Genomic DNA, 14787 nt, shown 5'->3' on the forward strand with positions numbered 1-14787 from the left:
CATCTATCGGAACAGCCATATGTACTGGCGCAGACTAGGGCTCACGCGAAGGCCTGGTCACCACCCTTGACCCATTGCATACCAACTTGGAATCAACGGGTCCGGTGTGGATGGAGCACTACGGACATACGGCAGATTTGCCCCGGTCATGCCCGCCGTTAGCTGCGTGAATGACCGGGACACGGCAAATCGTAGGCGAAATATATGGCCTCAGCGGTCGATGCGGACGCTGGCGCCCGCCAGTTGGTCCTCGACCTGCCGGATATCGGAATCCACCATGATCCGGGCCAGTTCGGCCACCAGGACGGTCGGCTTCCAGCCGAGCAGGTCATGGGCCTTGGACGCGTCGCCGATCAGGGCGTCGACCTCGCTGGGGCGCTCGTACTTGGGGTCGTAGCGCACGTGCTCGTTCCAGTCGAGACCGGCGTGCGCGAAGGAGGCCTCGACGAACTCGCGGACGGTGGCGGCGACTCCGGTGGCCACGACGTAGTCGGTGGCCTCGTCCTGCTGGAGCATGCGCCACATGGCGTCCACGTACTCCGGGGCGTAGCCCCAGTCACGGACGGCGTCGAGGTTGCCGAGGTAGAGCTTCTCCTGGAGACCGGCCTTGATGCGGGCGACCGCGCGGGTGATCTTGCGGGTCACGAAGGTCTCGCCGCGGCGCGGGGACTCGTGGTTGAAGAGGATCCCGTTGACGGCGAACATTCCGTACGCCTCGCGGTAGTTCACCGTCGTCCAGTACGCGAACACCTTCGCGGCGCCGTACGGGCTGCGCGGGTGGAACGGGGTGGCCTCGTTCTGCGGGGGCGGGGTGGCGCCGAACATCTCCGAGGAGGAGGCCTGGTAGATGCGGGTGTCCACGCCGCTGGCCCGGATCGCCTCCAGCAGGCGCAGGGCGCCGAGGCCGGTCACGTCGCCGGTGTAGAGCGGGGCGTCGAAGGAGACGCGGACGTGGGACTGGGCGCCGAGGTTGTAGACCTCGTCGGGGCGTATCTCGCGGAGCAGGTTCACCAGGGCGACGCCGTCGGAGAGGTCGGCGTGGTGCAGGACGAGGGAGCGGTTCGCCGTCTGCGGGTCCTGGTAGATGTGGTCGATCCGCTCCGTGTTGAAGCTGGAGGACCGCCGCACGAGCCCGTGCACCGTGTAGCCCTTGGAGAGCAGGAGCTCTGCGAGGTACGAGCCGTCCTGCCCGGTGACGCCGGTGATCAGCGCGGTCTTGCCCATTGGGTCCCCCTGGGGATCGTTGCGATGCGGTGCGGTCGTGGCTGCGCCCCGGGGTGCGGGCCGGAGCCGTTCGGTTCGGGGCGGGCGCCCCGGGTGTGGCTCGGGGCGCGACCCCGGCTGCGGGCCGGGGTCACGCCTCGTCGTGCGGGGCCCCGGCGCGGCTCGGGGCTACGCCCGGGGTCCGGGTCGGGCACCGGAGTGCGGCTCGGGGCCGCGCCACCGGCGTTCGGGCCGGCCGCCGGATGCGGAGTGGGGCCGGGCCCGGGATGCTGTGCGGTCCGCCGCCAGGGGGCTGGAGACGGGTACCGGATGGGTACCGTACACGCTCCGTCCGGAGCCCCTCCCGCCGGATCGGGCCCCCTCGCCCCCTTGCGGGGCGGTATGTACCGGACTGGCCGCCGGCACCCCAAATCCGCCTGCCCGCCGGGGCCCGCGACCGCGCCCCGGCGCGTGCGGGAGCCGACCCGGGCCGGGGGCTCCCCCGTAAAGCCGCGGCCAGCGGACTGGCATCATCGGCGGTATGACAAGTTCGCCGTTCCTGCCCCCGAACGCCCGCGTCTTCGTCGCCGGACACCGCGGCCTCGTGGGTTCCGCGGTCGTCCGCCGGCTCACCGCCGACGGGTACGAGGTGCTCACCCGCGGCCGCGCCGACCTCGACCTGCGCGATGCCGCCGCGACCGCGGCCTACCTGCGGGACGTCCGGCCCGACGCCGTCGTCCTGGCCGCCGCCAAGGTCGGCGGGATCATGGCCAACAGCACGTTCCCGGTGCAGTTCCTGGAGGACAACCTCAGGATCCAGCTGAGCGTCGTCGCCGGGGCGCACGCCGCGGAGGTCGGCCGGCTGCTGTTCCTCGGCTCCTCCTGCATCTACCCCAAGCTGGCCCCGCAGCCCATCAGCGAGGACGCCCTGCTGACCGGCCCGCTGGAGCCGACGAACGAGGCGTACGCGCTGGCGAAGATCGCCGGCATCGTCCAGGTCCAGTCGTACCGCAAGCAGTACGGGGCCTCGTACATCTCCGCCATGCCCACGAACCTCTACGGCCCGGGCGACAACTTCGACCTGGAGTCCTCGCACGTCCTGCCCGCCCTCATCCGCCGCTTCCACGAAGCCGCCGCCGAGGGCCGCGAGGAGGTCACGCTGTGGGGCTCTGGCACGCCCCGGCGGGAGTTCCTGCACGTGGACGACCTGGCCGCCGCCTGCGCCGTGCTGCTGCGCGAGTACGACGGCGCCGAGCCGGTCAACATCGGCTGCGGCGAGGACCTGACCATCAAGGCCCTCGCCGAGACCGTCGCCGAGGTGACGGGCTTCCGGGGCAGGCTCGCCTGGGACACCTCCAAGCCCGACGGGACGCCCCGCAAGCTGCTGGACGTGACCCGGCTGCGCGGGCTCGGCTGGAAGCCCGCGATCCCGCTGCGCGAGGGCATCGCCTCCACGTACGCCTGGTGGCGCGAGCAGAGCGACGGGCCGAGCAGCGGGCAGAGCGACGGCCGGACGAGCGCGCGGAGCTGATCCCAAGCGAGGTGCCCCGGCGCCTCAGTACGCTCCGCGACCGTCGACGACGGCGCGGAGCGTGCGGCCCATGACGTCGACGTCACTGGTGAACGACCAGTTGTCCACGTACTGCAGGTCGAGCTGGATGGTTTCGTCCCACGAGAGGTCGGAGCGCCCGCTGATCTGCCACAGCCCGGTCATCCCCGGCCGCACCGCGAGCCGGCGCAGTTCGACCTCGTCGTACTCCGCCACCTCCTCCGGAAGCGGCGGGCGCGGGCCGACCAGGGACATGTTGCCCGCCACCACATTGATCAGCTGGGGCAGTTCGTCCATGGACGTGCGGCGCAGCAGCCGGCCCACGCGGGTCACCCGGGGATCGCGGCGCATCTTGAACATGTGGCCGTCGTTCTCGTTGGCCCCGGACAGCTCGGCCTTGCGCGCATCGGCGTCCACGACCATCGTGCGGAACTTCCACATGACGAACGGGACCCCGTCGCGGCCTATGCGCCGCTGCCGGTAGAAGGCCGGTCCGCGCGAGCCGAAGCGGATGGCCAGGACCATCGCGAGGAAGGCCGGCGACAGCAGGACCAGTCCGAGCGCCGCACCCGCCCGGTCCAGTACCGACTTCAGCAGGGGCTGCATGCCGCGGCTCACCGGCGGCGCCACCCGCAGTATGGCCAGACCGCCCGCGGACAGGGTCTGCAGCCGCTTGACGGAGACCTCCACCAGGCCGGGGAAGATCGCCAGTTCGAGCCCGGCGTCGTGCAGGGCCCAGGAGATCCGCCGCAGCCGCTCCCCCGCCAGCTGCGCTCCCGGTGCGACGAGCACCAGGTCGGCACGGTGGGTGGCGACGGCGCCGAGCACGGCGGCGGAGTCCCCGTTCGGGGTCTGCGCTGTCGCGGAGCCGAGCCGCGCGGCCACGGGGACCCCGCTGTCGAGTCCGCCGGGACCCACCGGGACCACGCCGACCACCACGTACGGGTGGTCGGTGCGCGCGGCGAGGTGCCCGATGACGGACTCGGCGGCGGCGGGCTCGCCAATGACCAGCACCCGGCTCACCGCCTGGGCCTCGCGCCGGGTGGCGGAGAGGTGGCGGTAGGTCAGCTTGTGGCAGGCGACGGTGAGGAGCAGAGCGGGTACGAGGGCGCCGAGTGCGGACAGCCGGGGGGTGTTCTCCCCCGTGACCACCCGGGCCACGGCGAGCACGCCGATCAGAATCAGCCAGTCGTGTACGACCGGCAGAACTCCCCGGGATTCGCCCAGCACGCGGCCCGCGTAGCGCCGGCGCACCAGCTGCACGCCGGTCCATGCCAGGGCCGCGCCGAGAGCGCAGAACAGCGGCCGGGCCTGCTCGGCGGCCCCGAAGACCAGGCCGACGGGGACTCCCGCGCCGATCAGGTCCGCGGCGACCGCGGCGGGCAGGTACCAACGGGCCTTGTCACCGAGGCCCCGCGCCGGCATGGCCGCCAACCGGGCCGCACCGGCCACTCTTTGCACAGGTATATGGACATGCCTCATGGGCCCCCCTGGCACGTGGTCTTTCAGACGGTGGCGCGAGTCCCCGGCTTCCCCAGGCAGCGGACATCAGACGCACCGGGAAACAGTACGACAAACGCCCGTACGTTAAATGCCGTTTCCGGGAACCGGACATCTTGTTGCTCAAGCGTTAGCGGTCGGCGGTCCGCATTCCGCCCCCCGGACGCCCCCGGGACGGCCCCTCTCTCATTCCAAAGTGAATGTTCCGCATACCGGATACGTCTCTTCGGACAACGAACGATTTCCGGCCAACCTTTTGACGCGGCCCTGACATCACGCCGCTCAAGTGGCACTCTTCGACCGTTCTTCGCACCAGCCCGATCTGCCCGGAGGCCCACCCAGCCATCCGGAACCCCCCTTGCAGAAGGAGTCTGCGTTGAGTCCCACCCCCCAGCGGCGTGCCACCACGGCCGGCGCGCTTGTTGCCGCGGCCGCTCTCCTCGCCGTAGGCATCCAGACCGGAACCGCCACCGCCGACGCCACCGCGTCGAAGGCCGCCTCGGTCGCCCAGGTCAACCCGGGCGCGGAAAACCGCGCACTCAGCGCTTCGGAGCGTGCGACGCTCCTGGCCGAGGCCAACTCCACCTCCGCGCAGGCGGCCAAGGCCCTCGGCCTCGCCGGCACGGAGAAGCTCATCGTCCGCGACGTGGTCAAGGACGCGGACGGCACCACGCACACCACGTACGAGCGCACCTACAACGGCATACCGGTGCTCGGCGGTGACCTGACCGTCCACGCCAAGGGCGGCGTCACCAAGAGCGTCACCAAGGCCACCAACGCCGACATCAAGGTCGCGGACACCACCGCCACCGTCACCCCGGCCTCGGCCGACGCCGCGGCGGTCTCCTCCGCCAACGCGGCGGGCTCCAAGGACGCCAAGGCGTCCAAGGGCGCCCGCAAGGTGATCTGGGCCGCCGACGGCGTCCCGGTCCTCGCCTTCGAGACGGTCGTCGGCGGAGTCCAGCACGACGGCACGCCGAGCGAACTGCACGTGATCAGCAACGCCAAGACCGGCGCGAAGATCACCCAGTGGCAGGCCATCGAGACCGGCACCGGCAACACCATGTACAGCGGTCAGGTCACCCTGGGCACCTCCCCCTCGGGCAGCAACTTCACGCTGACCGACGCCGGGCGCGGCAGCCACAAGACCTACGACCTCAACGGTGGCACCGGCAGCGGCACGGGCACCCTCTTCTCCGGCCCGGACGACATCTGGGGCACCGGCGCGGCCTCCAGCCGGGAGACCGCGGGCGCGGACGCGCACTACGGCGCCCAGCTGACGTGGGACTACTACAAGAACGTGCACGGCCGCAACGGCCTGCGCAACGACGGCGTGGCCCCGTACAGCCGGGTCCACTACGGCAACGCGTACGTCAACGCGTTCTGGAGCGACTCCTGCTTCTGCATGACCTACGGCGACGGCTCGGGCAACACCAAGCCGCTGACCTCGATCGACGTGGCCGCGCACGAGATGACCCACGGTCTGACCTCGGTCACCGGCAACATGACCTACTCGGGTGAGTCCGGCGGCCTGAACGAGGCGACCTCCGACATCATGGCGGCGGCCGTCGAGTTCAACGCCAACAACGCGCAGGACGTCGGCGACTACATGGTCGGCGAGAAGATCAACATCAACGGCAACGGCACCCCGCTGCGCTACATGGACAAGCCGAGCAAGGACGGCTCGTCCAAGGACGCGTGGTACTCGGGCATCGGATCCGTCGACGTCCACTACTCCTCGGGTCCGGCCAACCACTGGTACTACCTGGCCTCCGAGGGCTCCGGCGCCAAGGTCATCAACGGCGTGAGCTACGACTCGCCGACCTCCGACGGCCTGCCGGTCACCGCGATCGGCCGCGACGCCGCCTCGAAGATCTGGTTCCGCGCGCTGACGGTCGGCTACTTCAAGTCGACCACCAACTACGCCGACGCCCGCGTCCAGACGCTGAAGGCCGCGGCGGACCTCTACGGTCTGGGCTCGACCACCTACAACAACGCGGCCAACGCGTGGGCGGCCATCAACGTCGGTCCCCGCATCGTCGCCGGTGTCTCGGTCACCAACCCCGGTAACCAGAACACCGTCACGGGCAGCGCCGCCAGCCTCCAGATCCAGGCCAGCAGCACCAACGCCGGCGCCCTGAGCTACGCGGCGACCGGTCTGCCGACCGGTCTGTCGATCAACTCCTCGACCGGCCTGATCTCCGGGACCGCCTCCACCGCCGGTACGTACAACACGACGGTCACGGTGACGGACTCGGCGAGCCAGACCGGTACGGCGTCCTTCGTCTGGACCGTCGGCACCTCGCAGCAGACGGTGTTCGAGAACACCACCGACTACGCGATCGCCGACAACGCGACGGTCGACTCCCCGCTCACCGTGAACCGCACGGGCAACGCCCCGAGCACGCTCAAGGTGGACGTGAACATCCTGCACACGTACATCGGTGACCTGAAGGTCGACCTCGTCGCCCCCGACGGCACCCTGTACAACCTGCACAACCGCACCGGCGGCAGCGCGGACAACATCATCAAGTCCGTCACGGTCAACGCCTCCTCCGAGGTCGCCCAGGGCGTCTGGAAGCTCCGGGTCAACGACAACGCGAACCTCGACACCGGCAAGATCGACAGCTGGAAGCTCACCTTCTGACCCCCACCGGGGCCGCGGGTGAACGAGAGCTGATCCGCTAGACCACGGGGCCGCCCGGGAGAAGACCTCCCCGGGCGGCCCTGTTCCATTGGCCCCGGCCCGAGAGGGTCCGGCGCCCCTGAGGGCCGGGACCTTCGGCGCCATCCGGTGGGCGGCCGCGGGGTCATAGTGGAATTCAGCGAACCTACGGAACCGTAGGTTCGGGTGATTCCGAGGACGTGACCCATGCCGCAGACCCCCACGAACGCCCCCGCCGCGCAGCACCCCTGGCTCATCCAGGGCGGCATGGGCGTCGGCGTCTCCGGCTGGCGGCTGGCCCGGGCCGTCTCCGGCGAGGGCCAGCTGGGCGTGGTCTCGGGCACGGCCCTGGACGTCGTACTGGCCCGCGTGCTGCAGACCGGGGACCCCGGCGGCCACGCCCGCCGGGCCCTGGCGGCCTTCCCGCTGCCGGAGCTGGCCCAGTCCGCCCTCGACCTCTACTTCCGCGAGGAAGGCCTCGCGGACGGCGTGGCGATGCGCACCACCCCGCGACTGCGGGCGACGGGCGGATCGCAGGCCGAGATCCTCACCGTCCTCGGCAACTTCGTCGAGGTCTGGCTCGCCAAGGAGGGACATGACGGTGTCATCGGCATCAACTACCTGGAGAAGATCCAGCTCGCCACGGCCCCCGCGATGTTCGGCGCGATCCTGGCAGGCGTCGACTACGTGCTCGTGGGCGCGGGAGTCCCCGGTCAGATCCCTGCCCTCGCCTCAAGGCTGGCGCGCTACGAACGCTGCGTGAGCAAGATCCACGTCGAGGGCGACGAGGAGGAGCTCGCGCACCTCTTCGACCCCGCGGCCCTGCTCGCCGGGCACCTGCCCGGCCCGCTGCGCCGCCCCCACGTACTGGCCATCGTCTCGCTCCCGGTCCTGGCCACCTACCTGGCCCGGGACGAGATCACCCGGCCCGACGGCTTCGTGATCGAGACCAGCCAGGCCGGCGGCCACAGCGCCCCGCCGCGCGGGCCGATGAAGCTCGACGAGGACGGCGAACCGGTCTACGGTCCGCGCGACAACCCCGACCTGGCCAAGATGACGGCGCTCGGGCTGCCGTTCTGGCTCGCCGGCGGCCAGGCCAGCCCCGAGGCCGTGGCCGGGGCGCTCGCCGAGGGTGCGACCGGGGTCCAGGTCGGCAGCGCCTTCGCCCTGTGCGAGGAGTCGGGCATGGCCCGCCACTTGCGCGAGGAGCTGCTGGAGCGGGCCCACTCCGGCACCCTCTCGGTCCGCAACGACCCCGAGGCCTCCCCGACGTCCTTCCCGTTCAAGGTGGCGGAGCTGCCGGGGACGGTCTCCGAGCCGGAGGTGTCCGAGGCCCGGCGCCGGGTCTGCGACCTCGGGTTCCTGCGCACTCCCGTACGGGGTCCGCGCGGACTGGTCTACCGGTGTGCGGCCGAGCCGGTGGCCGCGTACGTCCGCAAGGGCGGCCAGGCCTCCGACACCAAGGGCCGCCAGTGCCTGTGCAACGGGCTGCTGGCCACGATCGGGCTGGCCCAGCGGCGGCCGCACGGCAGGGTGGAGCCCCCGCTGGTGACGATCGGCAAGGACCTGTCCTTCCTCCCGCGGCTCGCTCCCGACGCGGAGCCCTACACGGCCGCCGACGTGGTGCACTGGCTCGCGGCGGGCGCGGACCGGCCCGGAGGGCGCTGAGACCCCGGAGCAGGTGAAGGGCCCGGCTCCCCTGGGGAGCCGGGCCCTTCCCGCTCGGCGGTCCTGGATCAGCCGATGGAGCGGAAGACCGAGTCGAGGATGGCCGAGGTCCCGTCGGCCGGTGCGGCGGCGGCGCGTCCGCCCATGCTGCGGTCCTCGTCGTCGCGCCAGTCGTCACGGCGGTCGTCACGGCGGTCGTCGTCGTGACGGCCGTCGTGGCGGCCGTGGTGGTCCCAGTCGTCGGTCGGCTTGAAGTAGACCGAGCGGACCTCCAGGTCGTCGGCCCGCTCGCCCGGCTCCAGCGTCTCCACGGCGTGGCCGCCGCAGGAGCGGTCCTCGAACAGCACCGCCAGCGAGTCCGTGTCGTTGCGCACCCAATAGGCCGGGTGGTTCCGGGAGGCGTTCGTCAGCTGGTAGCAGGTGTCGTTGTCGGCGGGCTCGATCCGGCCGTGCCGCGTGTCACCGTCGTCGCTGTACCGGTAGTGCAGCGTGCCGAGGTCCTCGCGGTCGTCGTGGTCGTTGGCGTACGACAGTCCGGCGGTCGGCAGGACGAGCGCGAGGGCGCCCGTGAGGGCGATGGCGGTGGTGCGAAGACGCATGGGGAAGTCCGTTCCTCGGGTGTCTCGGATGCCAGGTCCGGTCGGCATCCGCGGGCAGCGTAGGAGCGGACCAGCTGGACGAAACGGTTCGGCACGGCAGTCCGTTCGAAGGTTCACCCTCCCGGTCCCTTCCGTCGTGGAACGTGCGAACGCCCCGCATCCGCAGGGGATCCGGGGCGTCCGAGGAGGCCGGAAGGGCCTGCGGACCGTTCGGTACGGGGCTTCGCGCGAAGCCCCGTACGGCGCGCGGCGGGCGACTCAGACGGCTGCCCGCTCCACCGGCGCGGAGCCCTGGCCCGGCACCGGCACCGAGCCCTTGCCACCGGACCCGGACCCGGCCGCCGGACGGCGGACCAGCACGATCAGGATCAGCGCCCCCGCCATGCCCATCGCCCCCGAGACCCAGAAGGTGTCGCGCAGCCCGCTCGCGAAGGCCGCCTCCACCCAGTGCCGGGCCGCCGGGGCCGCGTGCAGCAGCTGTCCCGCCCCGCCGCCGGCCAGTGCCTCGGCCGTACCGTGCGGCTGGCCGGAGCCGGCCAGACCGTCCTCCAGGCCGGACTGGAAGACCGCGCCGAGCACCGCGATGCCCAGGGCCATGCCCAGCTGGCGCGCGGTGTTGAGGGCGCCGCCCGCCATGCCCGCCCGGGCCGGGGGCACGGCCCCCATCGCGGCGGCCGCGAGGGCCGGGGAGATCATGCCGACACCCAGACCGGTGATCGCCAGTCCGGCGACCAGCGCCGTCCAGCCGTCCCCGGCGTCCAGCATCCAGCCCATGAGCAGAGCGCCCGCGCCGATCAGGAACAACCCGCCGCCGATGGTGATCCGGGCCGGGGCCCCGTGCATCAGCTTGCCGGTCACGGCGGCGACCACGAAGGCGGCCAGGCTCATCGGCAGCATCGTCAGACCGGCGGCGACCGGGCCCATGCCCTCGGCGCTCTGCAGCCACAGCGAGACGTACATCATGTACCCGAAGGCGGCGCCGGACATCAGCAGCGCGGCGGCCATGACGGCCACGAAGGTCGGGCTGCGGAACAGCGAGAGGTCCAGCATCGGGCGGGAGCTGCGCAGTTCGACCAGGACGAACGCGGCGAAGGCGGCGGCGCTCAGGGCCAACAGGGCCAGGGTGGTCGCGGAGCTCCAGCCGTTCTCGCCGACCCGGATCAGGGCATAGGTGACCGCTCCGGCGCCGGTGGTGAAAGTGGCCATGCCGGGCAGGTCCAGGCCCTTGGCGTGCGGGTCGCGGGACTCGGCGACGGCCTTGAGGGTGACGTACACGGCGAGGGCGCAGACCGGCAGGTTGATGAAGAAGATCCAGCGCCAGCCGAACTGCTCGGTGAGCAGCCCGCCGATGATCGGACCGGCCGCGGCGGCGGCCCCGTTGACCGCGCCCCAGACGCCGAAGGCGACGCCCCGGTCGCGTCCCTGGTAGGCGGAGCTGAGCAGGGCCATGGTGGTGGCGAACATCGCGGCGCCACCGATGCCCTGGACGGCGCGGAAGGCGATCAGCGCGGCAGGTCCGCTCGCCAGACCGCAGGCGAGGGAGGCGGCGGCGAAGAGCCCGAGCCCGCCGAGGTAGACGCGGCGCCGGCCGATCCGGTCGGCGAGCGAACCGGCGCCCAGCAGCAGGGCGGCGAGGGCGAGGGCGTAGATGTCCATCACCCACTGGAGGCCGGAGAAGCCCGTGTGCATGTCGGCGGCCATGTCGGGCAGGGCGACGGTCACGATCGTGACGTCGACCAAGAGCATGAAGGCTCCGAGACACACCGCCGTCAACGGCAGCCATTTGCGCATGGGAGTTTCTCCTCGGGTCACGGAGGGGCAGGAACCGGGGGCGGTGACCCGGTGGACCCAAGGTCGCAGCGACCGGCCCCCATCCCCCACCCAGCGGCCCCCTGCCGACGGATTTCCCTCATGGGAGCTTCTGGGATGATGGAAACCATGCACGACTTGGAGCTGGACGCCTTCGACCGGTCGCTGATCCAGGCCCTCACCATCGACGGCCGGGCCCCCTTCAGCCGGCTCGCCGAGGTGCTGGAGGTCTCGGACCAGACCGTCGTACGCCGCTACCGGCGCCTGCGGACCACCGGCCTGATCCGGGTCGTCGGACTGCCCCTGGGCAGCCGCGTCGGACTGTTCGAGTCCTGGCTGCGGATCCAGTGCGCCCCCGACGCGGCGCTCCCGGTGGCCGAGGCACTGGCCCGCCGCCCGGACATCGCGTGGGTCAACCTGAACGCGGGCGGCACCGAGATCCACTGCATGACCCGGGCCCGCACCCGCCGGGACCGCGACACCCTGCTGCTGGAGAAGCTGCCGAGCACCCGCCGGGTGACCGGCATCAGCGCCCACACCATCCTGCGCAAGTTCTTCGGCGGGCCGGACGCCTGGGCGGGCATGGACCTGCTGCGCCCCGACCAGATCGCCGCCCTGGAACGGCCGCCCGTCGAGCCGGGGCCGCAGCGGTACGCGCTGGACGAGCCGGAGCTCGCGCTGCTCGCGGTGCTGGGCCGGGACGGCCGCGCGGGCTACCCGGAACTGGCGCGCGCCGCCGGCCTGTCGGAGTCCACCGCCCGGCGCCGGCTGGAGCGGCTGCGCGATCTGGGGGCGATCTTCTTCGACGTGGAGTTCGCGCCCTCGCTCCTCGGCTACGAGGCGGAGGCGACGCTGGTGCTGACGGTCCCGCCGGCCCGCCTGGCGCAGGTGGGGACGGCCCTGGCGGGCCACCGCGAGGTGGCGTTCGCGGCGGCCGTGACCGGGGCCGCCTCCCTGATGGCGGTGGTGGTGTGCCGGGACACCGACGAGCTGTACACCTACCTGACCGAGCGGATCGGAGCCGTGGAGGGCGTGGGGCAGGTGGAGGTGATCCCGGTCCTGCGCAGCGTCAAGCGGGCGGGGATGCTGGTGGAGGACGGGCGGCTGGTGGACCCGCCGCCCGCCCCCTGAACCGCCGGGGCGGCTACCGCAGCACCACACCGCCCCCCGCCGCGTCGGTGTCCGTGCCCGTGGCGGGCCCGGCGACCAGGCCCAGTTCGGCCGGGGTCGCCAGCAGCGGGTGCGCCGGCAGGATCCGTACGGTGTAGCCGAAGGGCCCCGTACGGTCGAGGGCGAGCGGGCCCTCGTACAGCCAGCGGCCCTCCAGGTCGGGTCCGCCGGCGGGCTTGAGCGGGAAGGCCCGCCCGCCCTGGATCACGTCCTGCGCGTCGACCCGGCCCGCGACGGCCTGCACCTCCACGTCCTCGGGCGCGAGGGCGTCGAGGGAGACCTGCACGCGCAGGGTGAGGGTGGCCCCGAGTTCGGCGGTGCCGCCGACCGGGCCCGCGGTCAGGGCCTCCACGTGCTCGACGGTGAGCTGCGGCCAGGCCGCGCGGACCCGCCCCTTCCACCAGGCAAGGTCCCGCGCCGCGTCCGCGGTGAGGGCGCGGTGGGAGAGCGCGGCCGGAGCGTAGAGCCGCTCCACGTACTCCCGCACCATGCGGCCCGCGAGCACCTTGGGCCCCAGGGAGACCAGGGTGCGCCGGACCATCTCGATCCACCGCACCGGGAGTCCGGCCTGTCCGGCCCGGTCGTAGAACCGGGGGGCGACCCGGCCCTCGATCAGGTCGTAGAGGGCGTTCGCCTCCAGGTCGTCGCGGCGGTCCTCGTCCGCGCCGAGTCCGTCGGCGGTCGGGATGGCCCAGCCGAAGTCCGGCTCGAACCACTCGTCCCACCAGCCGTCCAGGACGGAGAGGTTGAGGCAGCCGTTGAGCGCCGCCTTCATCCCGCTGGTGCCGCAGGCCTCCAGCGGGCGCAGCGGGTTGTTGAGCCAGACGTCGCAGCCGGGGTAGAGCTTCTGGGCCATGGCCATGCCGTAGTCGGGCAGGAACACGATCCGGTGGCGCACGCGGGGATCGTCCGCGAAGCGCACCAGTTCCTGGACGAGCCGCTTCCCGCCGTCGTCGGCGGGGTGCGCCTTGCCCGCGACCACGATCTGCACGGGCCGGTCCGGGTCCAGGAGCAGGCGGCGCAGCCGGTCGGGGTCGCGCAGCATCAGCGTGAGCCGCTTGTAGGACGGCACCCGGCGGGCGAAGCCGATGGTCAGCACGTCCGGGTCGAGGACCGAGTCCACCCAGCCAAGCTCGGCCTCGGCGGCCCCGCGCTGGCGCCAGGAGGCGCGCAGGCGGTCCCGTACCTCCTGCACGAGCTGCTCCCTGAGCACCCTGCGCAGGTCCCAGACGTCCTGGTCGGGGATGTCCGCGACGGCGTCCCAGCGCTGCGAGCCGCCGACGGAGAGCGCGTCCTCGGTGCGGCCGGCGCCGATCTGCTTCGCGCCGAGCTTCACCACCTCGGGCGCCACCCAGGTCGGGGCGTGCACGCCGTTGGTCACCGAGGTGATGGGCACGTCGGCGGGGTCGAAGCCCGGCCACAGCCCGGCGAACATCCCGCGGCTGACGGCGCCGTGCAGGGTGGAGACCCCGTTGGCCCGCTGGGCGAGGCGCAGGCCCATCACCGCCATGTTGAACACCCCGGGGTCGCCGCCGGGGTACGTCTCGGCGCCGAGCGCCAGGATCCGGTCGACGGGTACGCCGGCCAGTTCGCCGCCGTCGCCGAAGTGGCGGGCGACCAGGGCTCGGTCGAAGCGGTCGATGCCGGCGGGGACGGGGGTGTGCGTGGTGAACACGGTGCCGGCCCGGACGGCTTCGACGGCGGCGTCGAAGCCGAGTCCCTGCTGCCCCTCCAGTTCTCTTATGCGCTCCAGCCCCAGGAAGCCGGCGTGGCCCTCGTTGGTGTGGAAGACCTCGGGGTCGGGATGCCCGGTGATCCGGCAGTAGGCCCTGACGGCCCGCACTCCCCCGATGCCCAGCAGCATCTCCTGGAGCAGCCGGTGGTCGCTGCCTCCCCCGTACAGCCGGTCGGTCACCTCGCGGGCGACGGCGTCGTTGTCCTCGACGTCGGAGTCGAGGAGCAGCAGCGGCACCCGGCCGACGCGGGCCTGCCAGACGTGCGCGTGCAGGGCCCGGCCGCCGGGGAGGCTCAGGGACACCCGCGCGGGGGTCCCGTCCTCCTCGCGCACGAGCGCGAGGGGCAGTTCGTTGGGGTCGAGCACCGGGTAGTGCTCCTGCTGCCAGCCGTCCCGGGAGAGGGACTGGCGGAAGTACCCGTGCCGGTAGAGGAGCCCGACACCGATGAGGGGGACGCCGAGGTCGCTGGCGGCCTTGAGGTGGTCCCCGGCGAGGATCCCGAGCCCGCCGGAGTACTGGGGCAAGGCGGCGGTGATCCCGAACTCGGGCGAGAAGTAGGCGATGCCGGCGGGCAGCTCCGCGGCCGCCTCGTGGCTCTGGTACCACCTCCCGCCGTGGACGTAGTCATCGAGGTCGGCGGCGGCGACGGCGAGCCGCCTCAGGAACCGCCGGTCACCGGCGAGCTCGGTGATCCGCGCGGCGGACACGGCGCCGAGCAGCCGGACGGGATCCCCGCCGGCGGCTTGCCAGCCCTCGGGATCGACGGATTGGAACAGCTCACGGGTCTCGCCGTGCCAGGACCAGCGCAGGTTGCGCGCGAGGTCGGCGAGCGGCGAGAGGGTCTCGGGGAGGACGGGGCGCACGGTGAATCGACGGATAGCCTTCACG

Annotated in this window: 9 protein-coding genes; 4 read left to right on the top strand and 5 right to left on the bottom strand. The window is 72.4% G+C overall.

All coding sequences use genetic code 11. The features are described 5' to 3' along the window. Nucleotides 1–210: 210 nt before the first annotated feature. Nucleotides 211–1224: a GDP-mannose 4,6-dehydratase gene (gmd, locus tag ACFYYB_RS13625; RefSeq protein ID WP_327304460.1), complete on the bottom strand. Its 1014-nt coding sequence runs from the start codon at nt 1222–1224 to the stop codon at nt 211–213. A gap of 520 nt (nt 1225–1744) precedes the next feature. Between gmd and ACFYYB_RS13630 the strand changes: the two genes are divergently transcribed. Beyond that, complete coding sequence (locus ACFYYB_RS13630; protein WP_389435348.1) at nt 1745–2734, top strand: GDP-L-fucose synthase family protein; 990 nt, start codon at nt 1745–1747, stop codon at nt 2732–2734. 24 nt (nt 2735–2758) lie between these two features. Here the strand turns inward: ACFYYB_RS13630 and ACFYYB_RS13635 are convergent, their stop codons facing one another. Further along, nucleotides 2759–4234, bottom strand: coding sequence for a sugar transferase (locus ACFYYB_RS13635; protein WP_389435350.1), 1476 nt, complete (start codon nt 4232–4234; stop codon nt 2759–2761). A 394-nt stretch (nt 4235–4628) separates the two neighbouring features. Here ACFYYB_RS13635 and ACFYYB_RS13640 point away from each other — a divergent pair, with 394 nt between their 5' ends. Both ACFYYB_RS13640 and ACFYYB_RS13645 read left to right on the top strand, forming a co-directional pair. Beyond that, nucleotides 4629–6899, top strand: coding sequence for a M4 family metallopeptidase (locus ACFYYB_RS13640; RefSeq protein ID WP_389435351.1), 2271 nt, complete (start codon nt 4629–4631; stop codon nt 6897–6899). A gap of 225 nt (nt 6900–7124) precedes the next feature. Beyond that, the gene (locus tag ACFYYB_RS13645) at nt 7125–8585 is read left to right on the top strand and encodes a nitronate monooxygenase (RefSeq protein WP_389435353.1); all 1461 of its coding nucleotides are present in this window, start codon (nt 7125–7127) and stop codon (nt 8583–8585) included. A 68-nt stretch (nt 8586–8653) separates the two neighbouring features. Here ACFYYB_RS13645 and ACFYYB_RS13650 read toward each other — a convergent pair whose 3' ends face one another. Together ACFYYB_RS13650 and ACFYYB_RS13655 are read right to left on the bottom strand one after the other, a co-directional pair. Then, nucleotides 8654–9184 carry a hypothetical protein gene (locus ACFYYB_RS13650; protein WP_389435355.1) on the bottom strand — a complete coding sequence of 177 codons (531 nt, stop codon included), beginning with the start codon at nt 9182–9184 and terminating at the stop codon, nt 8654–8656. Nucleotides 9185–9442: 258 nt separating this feature from the next. Then, nucleotides 9443–10975, bottom strand: coding sequence for an MFS transporter (locus tag ACFYYB_RS13655; protein ID WP_389435356.1), 1533 nt, complete (start codon nt 10973–10975; stop codon nt 9443–9445). Between the two features lie 147 nt (nt 10976–11122). On the opposite strand from ACFYYB_RS13655, the gene ACFYYB_RS13660 reads away from it, so the two are divergent. Continuing rightward, nucleotides 11123–12124, top strand: a complete 1002-nt coding sequence (locus ACFYYB_RS13660) for an Lrp/AsnC family transcriptional regulator (RefSeq protein ID WP_389435358.1) — start codon at nt 11123–11125, stop codon at nt 12122–12124. A gap of 13 nt (nt 12125–12137) precedes the next feature. Here ACFYYB_RS13660 and glgP read toward each other — a convergent pair whose 3' ends face one another. Next, complete coding sequence (glgP, locus tag ACFYYB_RS13665; protein ID WP_389435360.1) at nt 12138–14786, bottom strand: alpha-glucan family phosphorylase; 2649 nt, start codon at nt 14784–14786, stop codon at nt 12138–12140. Between the last annotated feature and the right edge of the window lies 1 nt (nt 14787).

It is taken from the genome of Streptomyces sp. NPDC002886 (assembly GCF_042888445.1).
Lineage (GTDB): Bacteria > Actinomycetota > Actinomycetes > Streptomycetales > Streptomycetaceae > Streptomyces.

What these genes read in the sequence shown, in the direction of transcription:
- gmd (WP_327304460.1), bottom strand. Translation starts at nt 1,224, where the DNA reads ATGGGCAAGACCGCGCTGATCACCGGCGTCACCGGGCAGGACGGCTCG.
- ACFYYB_RS13630 (WP_389435348.1), top strand. Translation starts at nt 1,745, where the DNA reads ATGACAAGTTCGCCGTTCCTGCCCCCGAACGCCCGCGTCTTCGTCGCC.
- ACFYYB_RS13635 (WP_389435350.1), bottom strand. Translation starts at nt 4,234, where the DNA reads ATGAGGCATGTCCATATACCTGTGCAAAGAGTGGCCGGTGCGGCCCGG.
- ACFYYB_RS13645 (WP_389435353.1), top strand. Translation starts at nt 7,125, where the DNA reads ATGCCGCAGACCCCCACGAACGCCCCCGCCGCGCAGCACCCCTGGCTC.
- ACFYYB_RS13650 (WP_389435355.1), bottom strand. Translation starts at nt 9,184, where the DNA reads ATGCGTCTTCGCACCACCGCCATCGCCCTCACGGGCGCCCTCGCGCTC.
- ACFYYB_RS13655 (WP_389435356.1), bottom strand. Translation starts at nt 10,975, where the DNA reads ATGCGCAAATGGCTGCCGTTGACGGCGGTGTGTCTCGGAGCCTTCATG.
- ACFYYB_RS13660 (WP_389435358.1), top strand. Translation starts at nt 11,123, where the DNA reads ATGCACGACTTGGAGCTGGACGCCTTCGACCGGTCGCTGATCCAGGCC.